General features: G+C 38.6%; 22 protein-coding genes, 27 tRNA genes, 1 rRNA gene and 1 riboswitch. Of the genes, 44 read left to right on the top strand and 6 right to left on the bottom strand.

Going from position 1 to position 23,209, the window contains the following annotated elements:
* Window positions 1-51: 51 nt before the first annotated feature.
* The 28 genes from rrf to MHB48_RS14385 all read left to right on the top strand — a co-directional run bounded on the left by rrf (window position 52) and on the right by MHB48_RS14385 (window position 3,043).
* A 5S ribosomal RNA gene (gene rrf, locus MHB48_RS14520) occupies window positions 52-167 on the top strand.
* Between the two features lie 46 nt (window positions 168-213).
* Window positions 214-289: transfer RNA gene (locus tag MHB48_RS14515), tRNA-Val, on the top strand.
* A 13-nt stretch (window positions 290-302) separates the two neighbouring features.
* Window positions 303-378: transfer RNA gene (locus MHB48_RS14510), tRNA-Thr, on the top strand.
* Between the two features lie 8 nt (window positions 379-386).
* Window positions 387-459 (top strand) — tRNA-Lys (locus MHB48_RS14505).
* Window positions 460-482: 23 nt separating this feature from the next.
* Window positions 483-567: transfer RNA gene (locus MHB48_RS14500), tRNA-Leu, on the top strand.
* A gap of 17 nt (window positions 568-584) precedes the next feature.
* Window positions 585-659 (top strand) — tRNA-Gly (locus MHB48_RS14495).
* Window positions 660-674: 15 nt separating this feature from the next.
* Window positions 675-763 (top strand) — tRNA-Leu (locus MHB48_RS14490).
* 20 nt (window positions 764-783) lie between these two features.
* Window positions 784-860, top strand: a tRNA-Arg gene (locus MHB48_RS14485).
* Between the two features lie 7 nt (window positions 861-867).
* Window positions 868-944 (top strand) — tRNA-Pro (locus MHB48_RS14480).
* Between the two features lie 15 nt (window positions 945-959).
* Window positions 960-1,035 (top strand) — tRNA-Ala (locus MHB48_RS14475).
* Between the two features lie 28 nt (window positions 1,036-1,063).
* Window positions 1,064-1,137, top strand: a tRNA-Met gene (locus MHB48_RS14470).
* A gap of 6 nt (window positions 1,138-1,143) precedes the next feature.
* Window positions 1,144-1,220 (top strand) — tRNA-Ile (locus tag MHB48_RS14465).
* 13 nt (window positions 1,221-1,233) lie between these two features.
* Window positions 1,234-1,326 (top strand) — tRNA-Ser (locus tag MHB48_RS14460).
* Between the two features lie 55 nt (window positions 1,327-1,381).
* Window positions 1,382-1,458 (top strand) — tRNA-Met (locus MHB48_RS14455).
* A 3-nt stretch (window positions 1,459-1,461) separates the two neighbouring features.
* A tRNA-Asp gene (locus MHB48_RS14450) sits at window positions 1,462-1,537 on the top strand.
* Window positions 1,538-1,559: 22 nt separating this feature from the next.
* Window positions 1,560-1,635: transfer RNA gene (locus MHB48_RS14445), tRNA-Phe, on the top strand.
* A gap of 7 nt (window positions 1,636-1,642) precedes the next feature.
* Window positions 1,643-1,716: transfer RNA gene (locus MHB48_RS14440), tRNA-Gly, on the top strand.
* Between the two features lie 6 nt (window positions 1,717-1,722).
* A tRNA-Ile gene (locus tag MHB48_RS14435) sits at window positions 1,723-1,799 on the top strand.
* A 4-nt stretch (window positions 1,800-1,803) separates the two neighbouring features.
* A tRNA-Asn gene (locus MHB48_RS14430) sits at window positions 1,804-1,878 on the top strand.
* Window positions 1,879-1,881: 3 nt separating this feature from the next.
* A tRNA-Ser gene (locus MHB48_RS14425) sits at window positions 1,882-1,972 on the top strand.
* A 6-nt stretch (window positions 1,973-1,978) separates the two neighbouring features.
* A tRNA-Glu gene (locus MHB48_RS14420) sits at window positions 1,979-2,050 on the top strand.
* A gap of 119 nt (window positions 2,051-2,169) precedes the next feature.
* Window positions 2,170-2,262, top strand: a tRNA-Ser gene (locus MHB48_RS14415).
* Between the two features lie 199 nt (window positions 2,263-2,461).
* Window positions 2,462-2,538 (top strand) — tRNA-Met (locus MHB48_RS14410).
* A 3-nt stretch (window positions 2,539-2,541) separates the two neighbouring features.
* Window positions 2,542-2,617: transfer RNA gene (locus tag MHB48_RS14405), tRNA-Asp, on the top strand.
* A gap of 22 nt (window positions 2,618-2,639) precedes the next feature.
* Window positions 2,640-2,715 (top strand) — tRNA-Phe (locus tag MHB48_RS14400).
* Window positions 2,716-2,722: 7 nt separating this feature from the next.
* Window positions 2,723-2,793: transfer RNA gene (locus MHB48_RS14395), tRNA-Gly, on the top strand.
* 80 nt (window positions 2,794-2,873) lie between these two features.
* Window positions 2,874-2,964 (top strand) — tRNA-Ser (locus MHB48_RS14390).
* Window positions 2,965-2,971: 7 nt separating this feature from the next.
* Window positions 2,972-3,043 (top strand) — tRNA-Glu (locus MHB48_RS14385).
* 545 nt (window positions 3,044-3,588) lie between these two features.
* Here MHB48_RS14385 and MHB48_RS14380 read toward each other — a convergent pair.
* A complete protein-coding gene (locus MHB48_RS14380) occupies window positions 3,589-4,500 on the bottom strand; it encodes a 1,4-dihydroxy-2-naphthoate polyprenyltransferase (protein WP_342598690.1) in 912 nt (303 codons plus the stop codon).
* Between the two features lie 153 nt (window positions 4,501-4,653).
* Here MHB48_RS14380 and MHB48_RS14375 point away from each other — a divergent pair, with 153 nt between their 5' ends.
* The 5 genes from MHB48_RS14375 (at window position 4,654) to MHB48_RS14355 (ending at window position 10,889) form a co-directional block, all read left to right on the top strand.
* On the top strand, window positions 4,654-6,015 hold the full coding sequence (locus MHB48_RS14375; RefSeq protein ID WP_342598689.1) for an isochorismate synthase: 1,362 nt from the start codon (window positions 4,654-4,656) through the stop codon (window positions 6,013-6,015).
* The gene (gene menD / locus MHB48_RS14370) at window positions 6,008-7,720 is read left to right on the top strand and encodes a 2-succinyl-5-enolpyruvyl-6-hydroxy-3-cyclohexene-1-carboxylic-acid synthase (protein WP_342598688.1); all 1,713 of its coding nucleotides are present in this window, start codon (window positions 6,008-6,010) and stop codon (window positions 7,718-7,720) included. Before MHB48_RS14375 ends, menD begins: the two co-directional genes overlap by 8 nt.
* Complete coding sequence (gene menH, locus MHB48_RS14365; RefSeq protein ID WP_342601396.1) at window positions 7,717-8,532, top strand: 2-succinyl-6-hydroxy-2,4-cyclohexadiene-1-carboxylate synthase; 816 nt, start codon at window positions 7,717-7,719, stop codon at window positions 8,530-8,532. Before menD ends, menH begins: the two co-directional genes overlap by 4 nt.
* On the top strand, window positions 8,532-9,350 hold the full coding sequence (gene menB, locus MHB48_RS14360) for a 1,4-dihydroxy-2-naphthoyl-CoA synthase (RefSeq protein ID WP_340925264.1): 819 nt from the start codon (window positions 8,532-8,534) through the stop codon (window positions 9,348-9,350). Before menH ends, menB begins: the two co-directional genes overlap by 1 nt.
* Before the next feature lie 108 nt (window positions 9,351-9,458).
* A complete protein-coding gene (locus MHB48_RS14355) occupies window positions 9,459-10,889 on the top strand; it encodes an o-succinylbenzoate--CoA ligase (protein ID WP_342598687.1) in 1,431 nt (476 codons plus the stop codon).
* Between the two features lie 19 nt (window positions 10,890-10,908).
* On the opposite strand, the gene MHB48_RS14350 is transcribed toward MHB48_RS14355, so the two are convergent.
* The 3 genes from MHB48_RS14350 to MHB48_RS14340 all read right to left on the bottom strand — a co-directional run bounded on the left by MHB48_RS14350 (window position 10,909) and on the right by MHB48_RS14340 (window position 12,358).
* On the bottom strand, window positions 10,909-11,895 hold the full coding sequence (locus MHB48_RS14350) for a zinc ABC transporter substrate-binding protein (RefSeq protein WP_342598686.1): 987 nt from the start codon (window positions 11,893-11,895) through the stop codon (window positions 10,909-10,911).
* Window positions 11,896-11,998: 103 nt separating this feature from the next.
* Window positions 11,999-12,232 carry a membrane protein insertion efficiency factor YidD gene (gene yidD / locus MHB48_RS14345; protein WP_342598685.1) on the bottom strand — a complete coding sequence of 78 codons (234 nt, stop codon included), beginning with the start codon at window positions 12,230-12,232 and terminating at the stop codon, window positions 11,999-12,001.
* Window positions 12,233-12,358, bottom strand: a complete 126-nt coding sequence (locus MHB48_RS14340; RefSeq protein ID WP_342598684.1) for a hypothetical protein — start codon at window positions 12,356-12,358, stop codon at window positions 12,233-12,235.
* Between the two features lie 101 nt (window positions 12,359-12,459).
* Here MHB48_RS14340 and MHB48_RS14335 point away from each other — a divergent pair, with 101 nt between their 5' ends.
* The 9 genes from MHB48_RS14335 to MHB48_RS14295 all read left to right on the top strand — a co-directional run bounded on the left by MHB48_RS14335 (window position 12,460) and on the right by MHB48_RS14295 (window position 17,855).
* Window positions 12,460-12,909: a DNA starvation/stationary phase protection protein gene (locus MHB48_RS14335; RefSeq protein ID WP_342598683.1), complete on the top strand. Its 450-nt coding sequence runs from the start codon at window positions 12,460-12,462 to the stop codon at window positions 12,907-12,909.
* Window positions 12,910-13,019: 110 nt separating this feature from the next.
* Window positions 13,020-13,952, top strand: coding sequence for a c-type cytochrome (locus MHB48_RS14330; RefSeq protein ID WP_342598682.1), 933 nt, complete (start codon window positions 13,020-13,022; stop codon window positions 13,950-13,952).
* Between the two features lie 49 nt (window positions 13,953-14,001).
* Window positions 14,002-14,175, top strand: a complete 174-nt coding sequence (locus MHB48_RS14325; RefSeq protein WP_340922485.1) for a putative motility protein — start codon at window positions 14,002-14,004, stop codon at window positions 14,173-14,175.
* Between the two features lie 82 nt (window positions 14,176-14,257).
* Complete coding sequence (locus MHB48_RS14320; RefSeq protein WP_342598681.1) at window positions 14,258-14,590, top strand: transposase; 333 nt, start codon at window positions 14,258-14,260, stop codon at window positions 14,588-14,590.
* Window positions 14,583-14,741 (top strand): hypothetical protein, encoded by a 159-nt coding sequence (locus tag MHB48_RS14315; RefSeq protein WP_342598680.1) that lies wholly within the window; start codon window positions 14,583-14,585, stop codon window positions 14,739-14,741. The genes MHB48_RS14320 and MHB48_RS14315 overlap by 8 nt, the downstream gene beginning before the upstream one ends.
* 715 nt (window positions 14,742-15,456) lie before the next feature.
* Complete coding sequence (locus MHB48_RS14310; protein ID WP_342598679.1) at window positions 15,457-16,107, top strand: type II CAAX endopeptidase family protein; 651 nt, start codon at window positions 15,457-15,459, stop codon at window positions 16,105-16,107.
* A gap of 55 nt (window positions 16,108-16,162) precedes the next feature.
* Window positions 16,163-16,636, top strand: coding sequence for an NUDIX domain-containing protein (locus MHB48_RS14305; RefSeq protein ID WP_342598678.1), 474 nt, complete (start codon window positions 16,163-16,165; stop codon window positions 16,634-16,636).
* Window positions 16,614-17,402, top strand: coding sequence for a prolyl oligopeptidase family serine peptidase (locus MHB48_RS14300; RefSeq protein ID WP_342598677.1), 789 nt, complete (start codon window positions 16,614-16,616; stop codon window positions 17,400-17,402). Before MHB48_RS14305 ends, MHB48_RS14300 begins: the two co-directional genes overlap by 23 nt.
* 3 nt (window positions 17,403-17,405) lie before the next feature.
* Window positions 17,406-17,855 carry a hypothetical protein gene (locus MHB48_RS14295; protein WP_342598676.1) on the top strand — a complete coding sequence of 150 codons (450 nt, stop codon included), beginning with the start codon at window positions 17,406-17,408 and terminating at the stop codon, window positions 17,853-17,855.
* 121 nt (window positions 17,856-17,976) lie between these two features.
* On the opposite strand, the gene pckA is transcribed toward MHB48_RS14295, so the two are convergent.
* Window positions 17,977-19,563, bottom strand: coding sequence for a phosphoenolpyruvate carboxykinase (ATP) (gene pckA, locus MHB48_RS14290; RefSeq protein ID WP_342598675.1), 1,587 nt, complete (start codon window positions 19,561-19,563; stop codon window positions 17,977-17,979).
* Between the two features lie 193 nt (window positions 19,564-19,756).
* Window positions 19,757-19,874: riboswitch (SAM riboswitch) on the top strand.
* 200 nt (window positions 19,875-20,074) lie between these two features.
* Between pckA and metK the strand changes: the two genes are divergently transcribed.
* Entirely contained in the window at window positions 20,075-21,271 is a 1,197-nt protein-coding gene (gene metK / locus MHB48_RS14285; RefSeq protein ID WP_342598674.1) for a methionine adenosyltransferase, read from the top strand.
* Between the two features lie 510 nt (window positions 21,272-21,781).
* Here the strand turns inward: metK and MHB48_RS14280 are convergent.
* Window positions 21,782-22,294, bottom strand: a complete 513-nt coding sequence (locus MHB48_RS14280) for a gamma carbonic anhydrase family protein (protein ID WP_342598673.1) — start codon at window positions 22,292-22,294, stop codon at window positions 21,782-21,784.
* 109 nt (window positions 22,295-22,403) lie between these two features.
* On the opposite strand from MHB48_RS14280, the gene MHB48_RS14275 reads away from it, so the two are divergent.
* Window positions 22,404-23,195 (top strand): alpha/beta hydrolase, encoded by a 792-nt coding sequence (locus MHB48_RS14275; RefSeq protein WP_342598672.1) that lies wholly within the window; start codon window positions 22,404-22,406, stop codon window positions 23,193-23,195.
* Window positions 23,196-23,209: the final 14 nt, after the last annotated feature.

The raw sequence follows: 23,209 nt of genomic DNA, 5'->3' as shown, positions 1-23,209 counted from the left end.
ATTTTCTACACAGTTGTTATAATAAAACTTGTCTTTCATTAATTATTCAAGTCTAGTGATGATGGCGAAGAGGTCACACCCGTTCCCATACCGAACACGGAAGTTAAGCTCTTCAGCGCCAATGGTAGTTGGGGGTTTCCCCCTGCAAGAGTAGGACGTCGCTGGGCTTGCGATAAGTACATAATAGTAACTTGTTATGAATTATATTACCCAGGAGGATTAGCTCAGCTGGGAGAGCATCTGCCTTACAAGCAGAGGGTCGGCGGTTCGAGCCCGTCATCCTCCACCATATATTTACTCCTGCCGGAGTAGCTCAACTGGTAGAGCAACTGACTTGTAATCAGTAGGTTGAGGGTTCAAGTCCTTTCTCCGGCACCATTTTTTTCGAGCCATTAGCTCAGTTGGTAGAGCATCTGACTTTTAATCAGAGGGTCGTAGGTTCGAATCCTACATGGCTCATCACTTTTAAGTGAATTATGTATGCGGGTGTGGCGGAACTGGCAGACGCACTAGACTTAGGATCTAGCGCCGCAAGGCGTGGGGGTTCGACTCCCTTCACCCGCACCATTTAATTTAATAACCGAGCGGAAGTAGTTCAGTGGTAGAACACCACCTTGCCAAGGTGGGGGTCGCGAGTTCGAACCTCGTCTTCCGCTCCAAAGATTCATTTAAGTGCCGGGGTGGCGGAACTGGCAGACGCACAGGACTTAAAATCCTGCGGTAGGTGACTACCGTACCGGTTCGATTCCGGTCCTCGGCACCATTTTTTAAAAAAGAATTTAAGCGCCCGTAGCTCAATTGGATAGAGCGTCTGACTACGGATCAGAAGGTTGTGGGTTCGACTCCTGCCGGGCGCGCCATATATATCGGGAAGTAGCTCAGCTTGGTAGAGCACTTGGTTTGGGACCAAGGGGTCGCAGGTTCGAATCCTGTCTTCCCGACCAGTTATTATTACATTTGGGGCCTTAGCTCAGCTGGGAGAGCGCCTGCCTTGCACGCAGGAGGTCAGCGGTTCGATCCCGCTAGGCTCCACCAAATAATATTAAATTATAAAAAATATCATGGCGGCGTAGCTCAGCTGGCTAGAGCATTCGGTTCATACCCGAAAGGTCGTGGGTTCGACTCCCTCTGCCGCCATCTTAAGGACCTTTAGCTCAGTTGGTTAGAGCAGACGGCTCATAACCGTCCGGTCGCAGGTTCGAGTCCTGCAAGGTCCACCAACACAATAATTACGGAGGAATACCCAAGTCTGGCTGAAGGGATCGGTCTTGAAAACCGACAGGCGGGTCATACCGCGCGGGGGTTCGAATCCCTCTTCCTCCTCCATTTTAACTTGTTGTTAGTGGGATTAAGAAAAAGATTGTCTTAATAATAATATTGTCGCGGGGTGGAGCAGTTCGGTAGCTCGTCGGGCTCATAACCCGAAGGTCACAGGTTCAAATCCTGTCCCCGCAACCAAATGGTCCCGTGGTGTAGCGGTTAACATGCCTGCCTGTCACGCAGGAGATCGCCGGTTCGATCCCGGTCGGGACCGCCATTTTTTTAAAAAATACATATGTGGCTCAGTAGCTCAGTCGGTAGAGCAAAGGACTGAAAATCCTTGTGTCGGCGGTTCGATTCCGTCCTGAGCCACCATAGTAATGCGGGTGTAGTTTAGTGGTAAAACCTCAGCCTTCCAAGCTGATGATGAGAGTTCGATTCTCTTCACCCGCTCCAAATAATGGGCCTATAGCTCAGCTGGTTAGAGCGCACGCCTGATAAGCGTGAGGTCGATGGTTCGAGTCCATTTAGGCCCACCATTATTCCGAAGTAGCTCAGTGGTAGAGCAATCGACTGTTAATCGATTGGTCGTAGGTTCGAGTCCTACCTTCGGAGCCATATGGGGAAGTACTCAAGTGGCTGAAGAGGCGCCCCTGCTAAGGGTGTAGGTCGGGCAACCGGCGCGAGGGTTCAAATCCCTCCTTCTCCGCCATATGTTGGCCCCTTGGTCAAGCGGTTAAGACACCGCCCTTTCACGGCGGTAACACGGGTTCGAATCCCGTAGGGGTCATATTTTTAAGTGGAAAGTAATCACTTGCTTGATTACTTTTTTACTTCCAAATAGCTAGTATGGCTAATGGATTTTATTTATAGATTTAGGTCATACAGCTATTATAAACACAATAATACGGAGGAATACCCAAGTCTGGCTGAAGGGATCGGTCTTGAAAACCGACAGGCGGGTCATACCGCGCGGGGGTTCGAATCCCTCTTCCTCCTCCATTTACAACTTATTGTTTGTTGATGAAACACTTAAAAAATAGTTTAGTATATTCATTTTGAAATAACACTAAATATTATTGTCGCGGGTGGAGCAAATCGTCAAACGAAGATGACGATTAACACCGATGCAGGCAAAGCCGAAGCAGGTGTCCAACTTTCTTCGAGCGTAGTAAAACTTAAACTGCAAGTATAATATTGTCGCGGGGTGGAGCAGTTCGGTAGCTCGTCGGGCTCATAACCCGAAGGTCACAGGTTCAAATCCTGTCCCCGCAACCAAATGGTCCCGTGGTGTAGCGGTTAACATGCCTGCCTGTCACGCAGGAGATCGCCGGTTCGATCCCGGTCGGGACCGCCATTTTTTAAAAAAATACATATGTGGCTCAGTAGCTCAGTCGGTAGAGCAAAGGACTGAAAATCCTTGTGTCGGCGGTTCGATTCCGTCCTGAGCCACCATAATAATGCGGGTGTAGTTTAGTGGTAAAACCTCAGCCTTCCAAGCTGATGATGAGAGTTCGATTCTCTTCACCCGCTTAAATTAATTGGTCTATGCACAGTTAGTTAGAGTGCACGCTTCATAAGTGTGAGGCCAAGGATTCCATTTCGAATCATATGGGGAAGTACTCAAGTGGCTGAAGAGGCGCCCCTGCTAAGGGTGTAGGTCGGGTAACCGGCGCGAGGGTTCAAATCCCTCCTTCTCCGCCATATATTTGGCCCCTTGGTCAAGCGGTTAAGACACCGCCCTTTCACGGCGGTAACACGGGTTCGAATCCCGTAGGGGTCATCATTTTAAAGAAAAAGATAATCATTCATTTGATTATCTTTTTTTTTGTAGAAAAGTATGGATGTTTATTTACTATCTTTCTTCAGTAGTTGATTTCTTTTTAACTTACTCTACTTGGAAAAACTTTTTTTGTGGAGGAAAGAAAGATATGAAATAACAGCACGAACTCTATTAATTCACCATTTAAGAAGGAAATTTAATAATTATTCCACCAGTAAATGTCTTAATGAATGCACTGATTAACAAGGCGATTGCAGTACCAGCCTTGAAATGATGTATTCGTGATAATAAATGGAGCAAGTGAGGTCAGTAGAAAGCGTGCTAGCCCTATTAAATACGAAAACCTTCCCTAAGCTTAAAATGACTATAACCCGAAGTAGATTTGTCTTACATATAAATTGTCGCTGTTAAACTACATTGTTGTTATTTGGTTGAATTCGCATGCTTTACGGCCGTATCGACAAGCCTTCTCGACTGCGCGGATTCTACCGCAAAATAAAAATGCTAGGAAGGTATATACCTTCCTAGCATTTTTAGTGTTCTTCTTAGATGAAGTACCCTATAAGTAAGCCTATTCCAAGTAAGAAAACAAAAATAGTATTTGTGAGGGCAGTATCTTTCATTGCAAGCCCGACCTCTAGAGGGTTTTCTTTTTCTTTAAATAGTTTTATTGCATGCATTGGTTTTTTTATACTTAACAGTACGAGTAAAGCAAATGGAGTAACAACTTGCATCAAGACTAAACCTACAATCCAAAGGTAGGAAATGATAAAGAAGGAAGCCAAAACCTTAATGGCATTTTTTCTTCCGACAAGAATTGCCATAGTTTTTCTGCCACCTTCCTTATCTTCCACTAAATCTCGAATATTGTTAGAAAGCATGATAGCTGCTACAAGCAATGCACTTGGTATGGAGATTAAAATGGCTGAGTAAGGGATTGTACCAACTTGAATGAATGTTGATATAAGAACAATTAACATTCCCATGACTACACCACTAAATAGCTCCCCAAACGGAGTATATGCTATCGGGTATGGTCCACCTGTATATAAATATCCTATTAGCATACTAACCGCTCCTACAACTAGTAACATCCAGGAAGACTCGTAGCAAATATAGATACCTAGTAATGCTGCAACTCCGTATAGTAATAATGCTAATTGCATGACTGTTTTCGGTTTAACGCCGTTTCGAACGATTGCACCGCCAATACCGACCGACTCTTCACTGTCTAGACCGCGAGCAAAGTCGTAGTATTCATTAAACATATTTGTAGCAGCCTGGATAAGCAAACAAGCAAATAACATAGCTAAAAATAATAGCCAGTTAATATTGGTGTCGTAAAGAGCAATCATTGTTCCTAAAAATACGGGAGCAAATGAAGCCGTTAATGTATGAGGTCTTGTTAATTTCCACCAAATCCGCCAACCCTTATCGGCTTGAAGTTCATGTGACATAGGTTTTTTCTCTCCTTTAAAAGAATCAACCTCAATTTTAGCACATATTTGTTGCTAAATGTGTGCCGAAAAGTGTAGAAAGAGGTATGATTAAAGGTAGAGTATTTTAATAGATAAATTAATCAGCAAGTTATATTTACGGAGGTCATATTTATGCCGAAAACCACCGGTCAAATGAAAACAACATTACGTTTTTATACAGAAACAATAGAAGTATCTAGATTGTCCGCACATGCATTTTTTGAGGCGGGGGACGAATCTTATAAAGGAAAACGTTTTTTCTGGCAAAATAAAGAGAAGACTTTTACTTTAGTTGGATTAGGACATGCTCATATTTTCTCGAATGAATTAGAAGATACACGATATAGTGACATTGCAACTAAATGGAAAAAGATATGTCAAACCTCGTTAAAAGAGAAAGTGGATGTATCGCCAATCCTTTTTGGGGGCTTTTCCTTTGATCCAAAAAATAAGATTGCTTCTGAATGGGATACATTTCCTTCTAGTTTTTTTGTTGTATCAACATTTCAGCTGGTGATCAAAAATGAACAAGCTTATGTAAGTATTCATTATATTACAGATGAAGAAGAGAGTTCAGAAGCATTTGAACGATTACGTATGGAACGTGATGCCTTAATACACACTGCACAAGTAAAAGAACTTAAGGTCCATGCAAAACCTAGTTTAATCGGAAGAGAAGATCGATTGAAAGATGAATATTTGCAAGCGGTGGAAGAAGTTACGAGTCAAATTCGAAACAATGTAGTAAATAAAGTAGTAATTGGCCGATCGTTAAAGCTGACGTTCGATGATACATTTGCTTCCTCAACAGCTATTTATAATGCATCAATGGAGCAACCAGAAAGTTATTTATTTGGGTTAGAAAAAGATGATAAAATCTTTTTTGGTGCAACACCAGAGCGATTAGTAAAAGTAGAAAATGGACATGTTCAATCAGCAGGTCTTGCTGGTTCTGTTAGACGCGGAAAAAATTCCATGGAAGATAAAGAACTTGGGGATACTCTACTTTCCGATCGTAAAAACTTAGGGGAACATCAATTTGTAGTGGATATGATACGGAAAGTATTTAACCAATATTGCGAAGATGTAAAAATTCCATCTAGACCAAAACTAATGAAAGTAAGAGATATTCAGCATTTATTTACTCCTATTGAAGGGAAAATAAAAAAAGAAGCTTCCTTGTTTGAGTTTGTAGAATCTTTGCATCCTACACCTGCACTAGGTGGAGAACCTCGGAGAGAGGCAGTAGCTATTATTAGAGAATCGGAACAGATGAATCGTGGGTATTACGCAGCACCAATTGGTTGGATTAATGCAGAAGGCGACGGAGAATTTGCAGTTGGAATTCGCTCTGCATTACTAGAAAATCAACATGCTTATTTGTTTGCGGGCGGAGGAATAGTTGCGGAATCCTCCTCGTTAGAGGAATTTGAAGAAACAAGAGTGAAGTTTCGACCAATGCTCCGAACACTTGGAGGAAATATGAATGAATAATATGGAGTATTTGACGTCTTATGTCAATCAATTTGTAGAAACAATAAAAAGAACAGGTGTAGAAGATGTGGTCATATGTCCAGGCTCTAGATCTACACCATTAGCATATGCATTTGCAAAAAGCGAAGGTTTTCAATTTTATCGTCAAATTGATGAACGTTCAGCTGGTTTTTTCGCATTAGGAATAGCAAAAGCAAAAAAAACGCCAGTTGTTTTATTGTGTACATCGGGAACAGCTGCCGCCAATTTCTTTCCTGCTATAGTGGAAGCTTATTATGCGCGGGTTCCATTACTTGTTGTTACAGCTGATCGCCCACATGAGTTACGTGAAGTAGGAGCACCTCAAGCGATTGATCAAATCCATCTGTTTGGAAAACATGTAAAGTGGTCTGTCGATTTTCCAATTCCGGAGGATAATGAAGAAAGTTTACCTTTTATAGAACGTCATATCCATCGTGCTGTTTCTACATCAATTGCTTCCCCTATGGGTCCAGTTCATATTAATGTGCCATTTCGAGAGCCCCTACTTATCAATATGGATCAGCACCATTCTGCATTACAAGTTAGTAAGGTGGAAATGGGGCAGCTTATACCAGGGGAAGAGTTTATTCATTGGTATAAGGGTATATTGCAAAAAGAAGAGAAGGGTTTATTTATAGTTGGTGATTCACTTCATACAACGGAAGGTTTTTGGGAATTTGTTAAGACGGTTCAATGGCCGGTATTGGCAGATCCATTATCAAATTTACGTAGCTCCGTTCCGGAAGATTGTATGCATTTATGTATTGATCAATATGATGCGCTGTTAAAAGAGAGTTCATTTAAAGAAAGTGTTGTTCCGGATGTTGTCGTTCGATTTGGAGCACAGCCAGTTTCAAAACCGCTCACACAATTTTTAAAAGCATGTAAACCAACCGTGTTTATAGCAGTAGATGAAAGTCCGATTTTCCGTGATTCTCTTCATATTGTGACGCATCATGTTCAAGTAGGAGCAACATCTTTATGGATTCCAATCCAAGATAAGCAAACTTCTATTTACTTAGAAAATTGGTCGAAAGCGAATGAAATTGCTACGACACATATCCAAGCTTATTTAGAAATGGAAGAGGATGAAGGGGCACTTGCAGGTACATTATTCGAATCGTTACCAAACGGTGCGGATTTATTTGCAAGTAGTAGCATGCCAATTCGCGATGTAGATACATTTTTCAATAAAACATCCAAAGATATTCAAATATATGCAAATAGAGGAACAAACGGAATAGATGGGGTTGTTTCAACTGCATTGGGTGTACAAGCAGCTACCGGTCGTCAAAGTTTTTTACTTATTGGTGATTTAGCTTTTGTACATGATGTGAATGGTCTAATCGTAAGTAGATTCCAGCAAACTAATATAACCATTGTTGTGATGAATAATGATGGGGGAGGTATCTTCTCTTATTTACCTCAATCTACTGAGAAAAATTATTTTGAGCATTTATTCGGAACTCCAACAGGTCTTGAATTTTCGCATATTGCAGCTATGTACGATGCTCAATATGATGCGGTTCATACAAAAGAAGCATTTAAACATGCTTTGAATCAGACGAAAACAAAAGATGTGCGTATTATAGAAGTGTTTACGAATAGGCAAGTAAATACGGAAACGCATCGAAAACTATGGTCTGCCATTTCTAAGGAGTTAGACTCGATTTGGAGAGCATGAATGTAAATGTTCATAATATAAATATGCATATAAAAAGATATAATATTGGAGCAAAAGAAAAAGTTATATTTCTTCATGGGTTTACTGGATCTAGTGATACATGGAACGAAGTAATAACGTATCTTCCTGCAACAGTGGAAGTGCTAACAGTTGATCTAGTCGGACATGGGCAATCATCTAAGCCGGAGCTGATTAAACCATATACTACGGAAGAACAAATAGAAGCGCTACATGAATTATTACTACAACTGAAGTGGAGTAATTTTACACTTATAGGCTACTCTATGGGAGGTAGATTAGCGCTCGCCTATGCTACTAAATATCCCGTGGACAAGTTAATTTTGGAGAGTAGTTCTCCAGGTCTAGCAAGTGAAGATGAGCGAGTAAAAAGAAAGCGTGCAGATGAGTTGCTTGCAGAAAGAATTACAAACGATGGAATTGTCTCTTTTGTAGATTTTTGGGAAGGTATTCCTTTGTTTCATTCACAAAAAAGCTTATCACTCGAAAAACAGCAAAAAATACGAGCAGAAAGACTTGCGGGATCCGAAGTTGGGTTCTCCAATAGTTTGAGAGGCTTTAGTACAGGCGTGCAACCTTCTTATTGGGACAAGCTAGTGAATATCAAGAATCCAACGATTTTAATTACTGGAGAGTTAGACCAAAAATTTTATGACATAGCAAAAGAAATGCAAAAACTATTACCAAATTGTCATCATAAGCAAGTTAATGATGTGGGACATGCAATTCATGTGGAAAATGCCGAATTGTTTGCTACAATAGTAAAGGATATAATTTTGAAGGAGGATGAATGATGACTCGTGAATGGACAACATTACGTACATATGAAGACATTAAGTATGAGTTTTATAATGGTATTGCAAAAGTAACGATTAACCGTCCAGAAGTGCGAAATGCATTTCGACCAAAAACAGTGATGGAGCTAATTGATGCTTTCTCTCGTGCTCGCGATGATCAATCGATCGGAGCAATTATTTTAACTGGTGAAGGTGAGCATGCATTCTGTTCAGGTGGGGATCAAAAAGTACGTGGACATGGTGGTTATGTAGGGGAAGATGAAATTCCTCGTTTAAACGTATTAGATTTACAAAGATTGATCCGTGTTATTCCTAAGCCTGTTGTGGCGATGGTAGCTGGCTATGCAATTGGTGGCGGACATGTTCTTCACGTTGTTTGTGATTTAACCATTGCTGCGGACAATGCAAAATTTGGACAAACAGGTCCTAAAGTTGGTTCGTTTGATGCTGGATATGGTTCTGGTTATTTAGCACGTATTGTTGGACATAAAAAAGCGCGTGAAATTTGGTTCTTATGTCGCCAATACGATGCACAGCAAGCACTTGATATGGGCTTAGTAAATACAGTGGTTCCATACGCACAATTAGAAGACGAAACGGTTCAATGGTGTGAGGAAATGCTAGAGATGAGCCCAACTGCACTTCGTTTCTTAAAAGCAGCGATGAATGCGGATACAGACGGATTGGCTGGTCTTCAACAAATGGCTGGAGATGCTACACTTCTTTATTACACAACTGAAGAAGCAAAAGAAGGCCGCGACGCATTTAAAGAAAAACGTAAACCTGATTTCGGTCAATTCCCACGTTTTCCGTGATTTAGCACGATGCAAAATCTGAAAGCAAATATGCCAAGGCAATTTGATATTAATGAAGCTGTCCTTCTTTAGGGCAGCTTCTTTTTCTAAAGGAGATAATGGTATCCAATGTATCCTAATCTATTATTGAAACGTGCAAGTTTAACACCCAATCGAATTGCCTTACGCTTTTATGAGAAAGAATGGACATTTGCGCAAGTTTATACAGAAGCGAATGTATTTGCAGAAAAGCTTCGAACAAAAGGCATTTTACCAGGAATGAGAGTTGCTATTTTAGCATCATCCAATCCTCAGCTAGTGGTTGTATTACATGGTTGCATCCAGCTTGGTTGTGAGTTAGTGATGCTAAATGAAAGACTGACAGAGGGAGAGCTGAGCTATCAATTGCAAGATAGTAATGCTGATTATTTATTAGTAGATTCTTTTGAAATAAGAAATTTAGCATACCCAAAAAGGCTTTCTTTTGAAGATGTACATCTTGCTGAACAAACTGCTTTTGAAATGGAAAAAGAGTGGCCAAAAGATCGTACCATTACGATCATGTATACGTCAGGAACGACAGGTAATCCGAAAGGTGTTCGACAATCACTTGAAAATCATGTGATGAGTGCGTCTGGTTCTGCACTAAATTTAGGTGTACAGCCACATGATTGCTGGTTATGTACAATGCCGTTATTTCATATTAGTGGCTTTTCCATTTTAATGCGTTCTGTGCTATACGGAATGACTGTCCATCTTCATACAAAGTTTGATGCAGAAAAAGTTGTAGAGGACATTTTAAGTGGTACTGTCACGGGAATGTCCGTCGTTGCAGTAACACTTGAAAGAATTATTACAGTACTTGAAACGAAAAATCTATCCTTCCCAAATACATTTAAATCCATGCTCGTTGGTGGAGGACCGGTTCCATTAAATTATTTAGAGAGAGCAATTAAACGAAATATTCCAGTGTTACAAACATACGGAATGACGGAAACTTCCTCCCAAACCACGACACTATCCAGCGAAGATGCTATTCGGAAATTAGGTTCTGCAGGTAAACCGCTATTTTTTGCCGATGTGCGTATTGATGGGGAAGAAAATATCGGAGAAATTTGTATTAAAGGGCCTCATGTGACAACAGGGTATATTGGTGCTTCTGAACTAAGAAATCCATTAGTTGATGGTTGGCTCCATACAGGAGATATGGGGTATATAGATGGGGAAGGTTATTTATTTGTTTTGGATCGTCGTTCTGACTTAATTATTTCTGGTGGTGAGAATATATATCCAGCAGAAGTAGAGCAAGCATTAGTTAAACATCCAGCGGTGCAAGAAGCAGGTGTTGCTGGAAGGTCGGATGACAAGTGGGGGCAAGTACCTGTAGCATTTGTTGTTTTAAAGAAAGATACTGGGGAAGAGGAATTGAAAGCTTTTATGAAGACACAAATTGCTTCTTATAAACAACCTGTTGCTTATTATTTTGTGGAGCAGCTTCCTAGAAATGCATCGAACAAATTGATGAGAAGAGAATTTTTCAAACATATAAAAGACACTTAGAGTTCTAAGTGTCTTTGTGTCATTTTAATACAGTTTCTAATGTTTCAAGATTTTTATTCATTAGAGTAAAATACGTTTCCTCATTAGTAATATCTTCTTGTGAAAGCACGCCCAAGTTATGAAGAACTAAGCTTTTCGCGCCAACCTCTTGTTGAATCACTTCTGTTAGTTTAGAAGATACATTTTGTTCAAATAAAATGTACTCTATATTTTTTTCTTTTGCTAAATCAATAATTTTTGTTAATTCTTTTTGAGAGGGTTCATCTTGCGAATTAAGACCTGCCACCGCTACTTGCTCTAACCCATACGTATTAGCGATGTAACCAAAAGCGGCATGTGATACGAAGAATGTCTTATTAGTCGCATTATGGGCCATTTCTTCAAAGTTAGCATCTAGTTGTTGAAGTTCAGCGATTAAAGATTGGTAGTTTTTTTCAAACGTCTCTTTTTGATCTGGAGCAGCCTCTATAAGAGAGTTTTTAATAGACAAAGCAAGGCTTTGACTAATTTTCGGAGACATCCATACATGTGGATCTATTTTGCCATGGTCGTGTCCATCGTGACTGCTGTCCTGATGTTCTTCCGTTGCTTCATCATGCATCTCTTCTTCGCCTTCATGCTCATCATGGGAACTTGCTTCTAATTGATCATCCGAAACTTCATCAATCGTAGCAATCATTTTCACTTGTTCATCCGCTAATGTTTTTTTAGCATTTTCCACAAATCCTTCAAGTCCCAATCCTATGTAGAAAAATAAATCTGCATCTGCTAATGCAATCATATCTTTTTGAGTTGGCTCAAATGTATGTTCATTTGCTCCAGCAGGATAGATAGAAGATACAGTTACCTCTTCACCACCTATACGCTCTGCAAAATATTGTAAAGGGTATACGGTTGTATAAATTTGGAGATCATTTTCTTCTTCATTTATAGATTCTTCTTTATTTCCACAAGCCGCAAGGAATATTAAAAAGAATATTAAGCACACTAAAGTAACACGTTTCATATAAACTCACCTTTCTAAATAGTAATGATTACGTTTTAAAAACAGAGAACTATATTAGCTTACAGTAGTTTGTGTAAAAAGGCAAGAAAAAATAGCCTTTGATTTATTTTTTCTTCAAAGGCCATTCTTCTGGGACTGGATCTACTCCACCTTCATGAAATGGATGGCATTTAGATATTCTTCTAACGGTTAAATAACTTCCTTTAAGTGCACCATGTTTTTGAACAGCTTCCACCCCGTAATGGGAGCATGTAGGATAAAAGCGGCAGCTGGGAGGGGACAAAGGAGAAATAAACTTCTGATAAAAGCGAAAAATACTTATAATAATATGCTTCATTTATATATCCAGGTCCTTAGGTTTCGGGTCAATTTTCGCTGGTTTTTCATTCATTGCCAATTTATATAAAAATGTAAAGCCAAAAATACTCAGTAATATTGCAGCGCCTAAAATCCAAAATACCATATTGCTTCACTCCAGTATAAGTTTCATTATGTTTATTGTATGAAATTAAAAGGAATATGAAAAGTGAAAGCAACTATTATTCGAGGGAGAGTGACAACTTTATGTCGACAGCATTAAATAATGAATTAAACAAGCAAGTGGCAACATGGTCCGTTATGTATACAAAGTTGCACAATTTTCATTGGTATGTGAAAGGATCATCTTTCTTTACCTTACATGCAAAATTTGAAGAACTTTATAATGAAGCGACGTTAAATATGGATGAAATTGCGGAGCGCTTATTAACTTTAGGAGCAAATCCAGTAGCAACCTTACAAGAACACTTAGAGCTTTCCGAAGTTAAGGAAGCGAACAATAAAGAAACTGCAGATAAAATGGTTGAAATAGTCGTAAAAGACTTTGATCTAATTATGAAATCACTTAAAAAAGGGATGGATGAGGCTGCAAAAGATGAAGATGATATGACGGAAGATTTGTTAAATGCAATTTATCAAAAGATAGAAAAACATCAGTGGATGCTAAATGCATTTTTAGGTGATTCAAACAAATAAGTCAAAAGACCAACAATTAATGTAATTGTTGGTCTATTTGTGATATAAGTCACATCTGAGTACACTCTCTTTTGTTATGCTTGAATTAAGCAATGAAAGGAGAGATAAGCATGAATAACGGAATAGGAATTGCATTGGGGTTATTGTTTATAGGAACAATCATAGGAGCTGTGATGCTAACAGACAAAATGAGCGTAGAAATACCCGAACAGCAAGTAGCATCCTCAAACGGTGAATCTAGCAAAGAGGTTCTTGCTTATAACCCACCAAGTATGGAAGACGTACCAGAAGGCCCATTGGGGGAAGCTATTACTTATGGTTACGACTTGGTGAATGAAACATATTCTGTGGCAGATCCTTATGTAGGAAATAATTTATCATGTACAAGTTGTCATGCAGGAGCTGGATTAGATCAAAATTCATCTTCACTCGTTGGAGTCACAGCTGTTTATCCACAATATATAGAACGCTCAGGAAAAATTGTGACAATAGAAGATCGTATTAATGGGTGTATGGTAAGAAGTATGAATGGAGAAAAATTTGAGGCAAATAGCGAAGAGTTAAAAGCAATGGTAGCATATTTTACTTATATTTCAGAAGGAATTCCAGTTGGAGCCGATATCCCATGGAGAAATACAAATTCTATGGATGACGTGCCCACTCCAAGTGTTTCAAGTGGAGAAGAGCTATATCAGCAATCATGCATAGCTTGTCATGCTGGAGACGGAGCTGGGACTGGTCCAAATACTGGCCCTGCTTTATGGGGTGATAATTCTTTCAATGATGGAGCGGGACTTGCACGTATTTCAAAAATGGCAGGGTATATAAAAAATAATATGCCAGCTGGTGGAGAAGGTACATTAACAGATCAAGATTCTGCAGATTTAGCAGCTTATATATTATCTCAGGATCGACCAGAATGGAAAAATCATGATAAAGATTGGCCGAATGGTAGTAAACCGAAAGATATAATGAACAAAGAACTTCGTGAAAAAGTGAAAGATGGAACAGTTAACTGGGACGAAGTATTATCTAAGAATTAATAAATTGTTAGATTAGCCGATAATATGCATGTAAGAAGGAGGAATGACTATGGACATTAATTCCATTATGTCTTCTCAGTTAATGCAGCTACAACAAACTGTTCAAATGAGTGTGTTGCAAAACGCACTAAATATGGAAACGGTTGCTGCAGTACAACTTTTAGAAGATATGCCTCAAGCATCGCATCCTTATAAAGGATCGGTTGTAGACGTTCAAGCTTAATTGTAAAAAAAGTATGCCCCAATTTTCTGGGTGCATGCTTTTTTACTTTTTACACATACTACGTTAAAAGGATGTGAAAATAATGACAGTAAGCAAAGTGTACGTATCTGTTGTCCATCGAAAGGTGTATGCTTATCCCGATGAATCTCCTTGGGAATTTGAAATAAACGCAAACCAGGAAATTATTCCTGTGTTTGACAAACTTTTCGACCAACTAAATGTTGTAGAAATAAAAGATTTTTGGCGAGCACATATTCCAATCAAGCCTTATCATCTAGATAAAGAAAATGATCAATACGACATAAGAATGAAAAAAGTATACGCGTTGATTCATGAATTTTGCAATCCTGAATCCAGATTATTTATCGAGCAACTACCATATTTCCAAGAAAGGAGGATGGAATTCGTTGAGTAAAAACATTAACCGAAAAGGAAACGAGAACTCAAATTATCGTAATGTCGCTCCTTTATTAAAGCAATCCCCTCAAATCAAAACAAAAGTAAATATTGCACAAAATAGAGAAGAAGGAAATGGACACTACAAATTAGATCAAGAAAAGGATTAAGTAAAAGTAAAGACTTAGCATTATTGCTAAGTCTTTTTTCAAAAGAATAAGAAAGTATATAATTTTCCGCTCCATAATTCCAGTGTTTCAGATATTTTGGAGAAAAAGATCGATTCAATACTACTGTTGATTTCCGCTACAATCAAATCAATCATAATGTAGTGGATTGTATACAAGGTAAGGTAGAGGGGATGGACCTGTTTGCTAGCAAGAATCTTTAAGAAGAGCATTTCTGCTAATTTTCTTCTACTGGTAAAAGAGTATATGACTAAAAAATAGTTAGCACTATTGTATAGAGGAGCACTAGAGCACCCGAAATTGCATCTTCGGGTGCTTCCTTTATGAGTTGGAAAGCATCTTTTCACTCATTATCCAAAAAGATCTTAACCTTATTCGTACTGTTGAAGGAAGGCGACGGAAAGACAAACGCCATAAGATTACCGAGAAAAGAGAGGCTGGTCGTGACGTCAGTCACGACCAGCCTCTCTAAAAAATCAATCGGTAATGATATAGCAATATCCGTCTTAAAGACCTTCGAAAACGATGCAAAACAGGTTTTGCACTTAAAGTGCGCAATGCGCTTTCTAGTTTATAATAGGCTTAGCGGTTCGTCTGCAGAAAGCGAGTGGATTTTGAGCAGTTAACTACATAATTGTATAACAGAGCCATTTAATAAGATTTAACATACACCAAAAATCGAAAAGTAGGAGAAATTATGATAAGACAAATTATTTTATTAATAGCACCTACTGCCATGATATTCGTAGGTCTACCAATTTTAGATAATGTCACGATAACCTTTTTTCTTTTTTACGGATGGTTATTGTTTATTCCCCTTATAGTTTCTTATTGGAACAAAGAGTTTAGGTATCCTATCCAACTTCTTTTTTCCAAAAGGTCAATTGTTGTGGGGATTAGTAGCGGGTTAATTTGTTTATTGGCGATTTATGGCTTCGTCACTATTTATCAATCGTCTGTTTTAGATATAGCGCAATTACGCAGTCAGCTTATAGAATGGGACTTTATAGGTCGAAAGGTTATATTGCTTATATTAGTATTAATTCTTATCAATCCTATATTGGAGGAGTTTTATTGGAGAGAGTTTATATACAATCGAATTTTTCCTAAAATGGGAAGTGTAAAAACTATTGTAATTACTTCTTTTTTTTATAGCTTGTATCATCTTATGGTTGTCATAGAGATTTTTAGTTTTCCATTCAATGCATTGGCAGTTATTCCAGTATTTCTTGCAGGCATAATGTGGGGGATTTTTCGCTTCCTATTAAATTCTATTACCGCATCCATTATTAGTCATTGTCTCGCTGATATTGGAATTATGCTCGTGTATTGGAATATTATTCTTTAATCTACTTTTACGTATGTTACACTTTTTATAAACAACATAAAGGGAGGATGAGAGCATGGTTTCTTTCCAAGATTTAAATGACCTACATGTGGAATTATCATTTGAAAAAGGCACATTTCCTATCAAACCAATGCATGTGCTAGTGCTAGCGAAACACAACGACAAATGGTTATTAACGAAGCATCCGAAACGAGGAATTGAGTTTCCAGGCGGGAAAGTGGAGGCGCATGAAACACTTGAAGCAGCTGCTATAAGAGAAACGCTAGAAGAGACGAATGTGGCAATTCGTCATGTAGAGTGGTTCGCTGAATACCTTGTATATGATAAGAAACCTTTTTGTAAGGCGGTTTTTATTGCACATGTTGGCAATATTAATAATGAAGATACGAATTTTGAAACAGAGGGCGCAGTATGGTTATCGACAGATGAATTATTACGTTGTAATAACTTAAGTTTTCATATGAAGGATGATGGAATGAAAGTAATCTTAGAAAAGGTGAGTACGTATGAAGGAAAATGGAGAAATTGAGAAAGTTCGTGTCTATCCATCTCCTAATCCACATATCCGCTTAACTGAAATTACATATTGGTCATGTGGGTTAAGAGTGAAAGGATTACTCGCAACACCTAAAAAGGAAGGTAAGTATGAAGGGATATTATATTGTAGAGGAGGCATGCAAAGCATAGGGATGGTTCGACCTGCTCGTATTGCTCAAATTGCATACGAAGGTTTCATTGTCTTTGCGCCATACTACCGAGGAAATCGCGGAGGAGAAGGTAGGGACGAATTTGGTGGGGAAGATCGCTGGGATGCCGTTTATGCAGTGGATGTTCTAAAGCAGTTTTGTCTACCAAGTCGCATTCATTTATTTGCTTTTTCTCGGGGAGGGATCATGGCTCTTTGGACTGCGATATTGCGGAAAGATATTACGAGCATTGTAACCTGGGCGGGAGTATCGGATATTTTCTTAACGTATGAGGAAAGACAAGATATGAGAAGAATGATGAAGCGAGTTATTGGTGGTACACCGGCCAATCGGGTAGACGAATATGAAATCAGAAATGCTCTTGCGCTCATCGAGGAAATCCACGCATCCACACTTATAATTCATGGACTGCAGGATACAAATGTTTCATTTGAGCATGCTCAAGCCTTAGAAGAAGCATTATTAAGGAATAACAAAGTAGTAGAAACATGGTATTACCCTGAATTTACACATTTCTTCCCGAGCAAAGTGAACCGCCAAGTGGTGAAGGATGCATGTGTGTGGATGAAAATGCAGAAAGGGGTTTAGTTAATGGGCAATATTACCATTACAATTGAATCGAGTAGTGTAGAAGGAAAGTCTTCATGTCCAGTTGATACTAGTTTTTGGAAAAATTTATGGGAACAATACACTGCTGAATTTACTGAATTAATAATACATTGTTGGATGGAAGAGCAGGAAGTAGTGGATGAATTAGGAGCAAGGGCAGTAAACGTAATAAATGAAGGTTTAATGAAAGTATTTACGATCAATTTAAGCGAAGATAATCGCCTTTTCTTCTGTAATTATTCTATAGATCCGAGGGGTGGTTTAAAATGGTTTACAATGTTTTTTCACGTGAATGGTGATGAACGATTAGAAATAGGTCATTATGGCTCTGAAATTACTTTATACAATGTGGATAAAGAAAAAGCAACGGAGTTTTCTGCACTTTTTCCTGGATCATCTATCTCAAATTTCCATGATGATTATGAAGAATAAAGGGATGCCATAAATGCCGTTTAAAAACGGCTTTAGGGCATCCCTTTTTGTATTATTTGTACTTAAGGTGATAACAACTTGCACCCAATGGAGCACAATAACTGTGCTAGCTTGAGGATGATTATGCTATTGGACCGCCTTTAAGCGAAATGTCTTCTGATACTGTACCGAATTTGTTAAAGTTTTCACGGAATGCTTGTGCAAGGGCCGTAGCTTTTGTGTCGTAAGCTTCTTTATCTGCCCATGCATTACGTGGAATTAATACTTCAGATGGTACGCCTTCAATATGTGTAGGGATTTCAAGACCGAATATTTCATCTTTAGCCGTTTCTACATTAGTTAGTTTTCCGTCAATTGCAGCGCGAACCATTGTACGAGTATAAGCCAGTTTCATTCGGCTACCCACTCCATATTCCCCACCAGTCCAACCAGTGTTTACTAGGAATACTTGTGCACCATGCTCATCGATTTTCTTCCCAAGCATTTCTGCATACACAGTTGCATGTAATGGTAAGAAAGGAGAACCAAAGCAAGTTGAGAATGCTGGTTGTGGTGATGTGATTCCGCGTTCAGTTCCTGCCAGTTTAGATGTAAATCCGCTTAAAAAGTGGTACATCGCTTGTTCTTTCGTTAATTTACTGATTGGAGGCAGTACGCCAAATGCATCAGCAGTTAAGAAAACAATTGTGTTAGGGTGACCTGCTACAGAAGGATCTACAATGTTTTCGATATTTTGGATTGGGTATGCTGCACGTGTGTTTTCAGTTAAAGAGTTATCCGCATAAATTGCAATGCGAGTTTCTGCATCAACTACTACGTTCTCTAAAACAGTTCCGAATGTAATCGCGTCATAGATTTGTGGCTCATTTTCACGAGTTAGGTCGATACATTTTGCATAGCATCCACCTTCTATATTAAATACACCATTATCTGACCAACCATGCTCGTCATCTCCGATTAATTTACGTCCAGCATCAGCAGAAAGTGTTGTTTTACCTGTTCCAGACAGACCGAAGAATAAAGCTACATCGCCTTCTTCCCCAACATTTGCTGAACAGTGCATTGGTAAAATGTTTTGTTCTGGTAATAAATAGTTCATAATAGAGAAAATAGATTTTTTCATTTCTCCAGCATATTCTGTACCACCAATTAGAACAACACGTTTTTCCATAGATACGATGATGAAGGTTTCTGATTTAGTTCCATCAACTGCAGGGTCTGCTTTAAAGTTAGGAGCACTAATAACTGTAAAATCCGCTTCATGAGATGCAAGCTCTTCTGATGAAGGGCGGATGAATAATTGATGTGCAAATAAATTGTGCCATGCATATTCATTGATTACTTGAATGCTTAGACGGGATTCTTTGTCTGCACCAGCAAATCCTTTAAATACAAATAATTCATCTTGTTCCTTTAAATACTCTGTCACTTTAATATATAATGCTTCGAAAATTTCAGAGGAGATAGGTTGGTTTACTGAACCCCAATCGATTTTGTCTTTGGAGATAGCTTCTTCAACAATATACTTATCTTTTGGAGAACGACCTGTGTATTTACCTGTCTCTGCTTTTACCGCTCCAGTAGAAGTTAAAACTGCTTCTCCTCTAGATGTTGCCTTTTCTACAAGTTGTGGTACTGATAATTGAACGCTAATGTTGTTACCAGCTAACAATTCGTTCAGTTCACTCACAGTATCGATTGAATTCATGTTGTCTTACCATCCTTTTTTTAATTATTGCCTCTTATTTAGAGGATTTTTCATTGATATGTGAAATAGTATAACACATTTGACTAATTAGTCTACACTAATGACTTGAATATTTTTTTCATGTGTGAAAACTTTTCGAAATAACGCTTGACTTCTACTTCCTAAGTACGTATGATGGTAAATTGAACGGATACTCTTATCCCGAGCTGGTGGAGGGGTCAGGCCCTATGAAACCCGGCAACCTGTAATTAGCAATTTTATTACAAAGGTGCCCAACCTGAGACAAGGTGAAATCCCTTGATTGATAAGAGTGAAAGGTGCTTATGATATTAATCCTTTCCTCATGTATTTTTGCGTGAGCGGGAGGCTTTTTTATTTAACATCGCCCTTTATCCTTGTGTGCCAAGTCCGAAACGGCTTCAAGTTTAATCTAATTGAAATGGCTTGACATGGGAATGAGTACCGTATCAATTCTTGAGAGAAATCTCGCAGGATATAGGAGGAACAATCTATGACACAACGTCGATTATTTACATCGGAATCAGTAACAGAAGGACATCCAGATAAAATCTGTGATCAAATTTCTGATGCTATTTTAGATGCAATTTTAACGGAAGATCCAAATGCACGTGTTGCTTGTGAAACAAGCGTTACTACTGGTCTTGTATTAGTTGCAGGAGAAATCACAACTTCTACTTATGTAGACATCCCTAAAGTGGTTCGTTCTACTATTAAAGAAATTGGATATACTCGTGCTAAATATGGTTTTGACTCTGAAACTTCAGCAGTTTTAACTTCAATTGATGAGCAGTCTGCTGATATTGCAATGGGTGTTGACCAAGCTTTAGAAGCTCGTGAAGGATCTATGACGGATTCAGACATTGAAGCAATCGGTGCAGGTGACCAAGGTCTTATGTTTGGTTATGCTTGTAATGAAACACCAGAACTTATGCCACTTCCAATTAGCTTAGCGCATAAACTGGCACGCCGTTTAGCAGAAGTGCGTAAAGATGAAACATTAGACTACTTACGCCCAGATGGTAAAACGCAAGTAACAGTGGAATATGATGAGAATAATAATCCAGTTCGTATTGATACGATTGTTATTTCTACACAACATCATCCAGAAATAACGCTAGAGCAAATTCAAAAAGATTTAAAAGAAGTAGTGATCAAACCTATTGTTCCTGCTCATTTAATCGATGAAAATACAAAATACTTTATCAATCCAACTGGCCGATTTGTAATTGGTGGACCTCAAGGAGATGCTGGTTTAACAGGTCGTAAAATCATCGTAGATACTTATGGTGGATACGCTCGTCATGGCGGTGGTGCATTCTCAGGTAAAGATCCAACGAAAGTGGACCGTTCTGCTGCATATGCTGCTCGCTATGTTGCCAAAAATATTGTGGCGGCTGGAATTGCAGATCGTTGCGAAGTACAATTAGCATATGCAATTGGTGTAGCACAACCTGTATCTATTGCTGTAGATACATTTGGAACTGGGAAAGTAGAAGAGGCACAATTAGTAGCACATATTCGTGAACTATTTGACCTTCGTCCAGCAGGAATTATTAAAATGCTAGACCTACGTCGCCCAATTTACAAACAAACTGCAGCTTATGGTCACTTCGGTCGTACAGACATCGACGCACCATGGGAAAAAACAGATAAAGCAGAAGCTTTAAAAGAAAAAGCTGGTCTATAATTAAAAAAGCGATACTTTCCTTGAGAAATATAGGGAAGTATCGTTTTTTTGTTATAGTTTTCTCATGGAATATAACTTTCGGTAAATGGGCAATTACTCTTATTAAAAAAAGACGCTCAAACCTACTTCTACCATTACAACGCGCACGGAAGTGTCATTGCTTTAACCGATCAAAACGGTGAGTAGATAGCGACTTATGAATACGATGCATGGGGGAATGTATTAAAAGTAGAAGAAGCGGAAATTGCATCTTCGGGAGCTTGCAATAGGAGTAGGAAAGAGTCTCTTCTTTTTATCGAAAAAAGTATTAACCTGTTTTCGAAAGTTGTAGGAGTGCGACAGACGGACAAATGCCAGAAGATTACCGAGAAAAAAGAGGCTGTTCGTGACGTCAGTCACGAACAGCCTCTCACAAAAATAAAACGGTAATAATATAGCAAGAAGTCTGTTCAAAGCCCTCCGGAAATGAAAGAAAATAGGTTTTGTGCTTAAAGGGCGCTTGCTCTTTTTTTATTCCTGTATCGATTTATAATACTGCCCTTTTTCTACATACTCACGAATAATTCGTTGTACATCTTCTTTATCAACATCCGTTAATTCTCGTACAACTTTCGCTGGGCTCCCCATAGCAAGGGAGTTAGGTGGAATTTTCTTTCCAGGAGGTACAAGACTCCCGGCTCCGATGAATGCTCCTTCTCCTATTTCTGCGCCGTCTAATATGATCGAACCCATCCCGACTAAGGCACCTTTTCGAACAATACAACTATGTAAAGTAACTTGATGTCCAATGGTCACTTCATCTTCTATAATAAGTGGTTTATTTGGACTTTGATGAAGGCAACTTAAATCTTGTATGCTCACTTTTCGTCCAATAATAGTAGGAGCAACGTCTCCTCTAATTACCGTATTAAACCAAATTGTAGACTCTGGTCCGATTGTCACATCACCTGTTATTGTGACATAATCAGCTATAAACACTGATTCATCAATTGTTGGTTTTTTGTCTTTATATGGATAGATCAAGATATACACGCTCCTTATAAAATAGAATATAATTAATGGTATCAAACAAACAGTTGGAAAGAAACAAATTATACAGAGTATAGAGTGATAGAAAAGAGGTGTGATGTGCATGTGGAAATGGGAAACAGAAGAAAAACCAAAAGCCGTCATAGTCATTGTTCATAGTGCATATGAGCATCATAGAAGATATGCTTGGCTCATTGAAAAACTAAGAAGTTCCAATTACCACATTGTCATGGGGGATTTACCTGGTCACGGTGAGCTTAACAAAGCTAAAGTCCTTCATGATGAATCCTTTGAACAGTATAAAGAGTACATAAAACAAGCTCTTCAAGTAGCGGTAGCTTATGATCTTCCAATATTTCTACTAGGACATGGCCTCGGTGCTACATTGTTAGTAAAAGTTTTACGCAAATTAGAAGTAGAGTATGCAGGTATTATTCTGACTTCTCCATGGTTGCAATTGGAAAAAATGCCGTCTAAATGGACAAATGCTTTAGCAAAATTATCGGTTCAGCAAAAAATAAAGCATGATATACAGTTAAATGATTTAACAAGAAACTATGAAGTGTATCAACAATTTGTAAATGACTATAGTTATCGTACACTTATAACAAATGATTGGTATAAAGAACTCCAACATCTAATGAAAACGGTAGTTCAATCTACGAATTCCATACCCAATGTTCCTTTATTATTAATGACTGGCGAAAGAGACAAAGTTACGGACACAAAAGCTTCAGCAAGTTGGTTGAAACAGCAAGAGCTGTCAGAATATCAATTTAAAGAGTGGAAAAATTGTTTCCACGATTTATATCAAGAACCTGAAAGAGAAGAAATTTTTGCTTACTCACATTCGTTTATCAATAATGTCCTAAGATCTATTGGATATATTGTTTAATAACTCCTTTTAAG

Origin of the sequence: Psychrobacillus sp. FSL H8-0483 (assembly GCF_038637725.1) — a bacterium.
In the GTDB taxonomy this organism is placed as follows: Bacteria; Bacillota; Bacilli; order Bacillales_A; family Planococcaceae; genus Psychrobacillus.
Note: the sequence above shows the minus strand (reverse complement) of the source record. Positions and strands in the feature narration are given on the sequence as shown.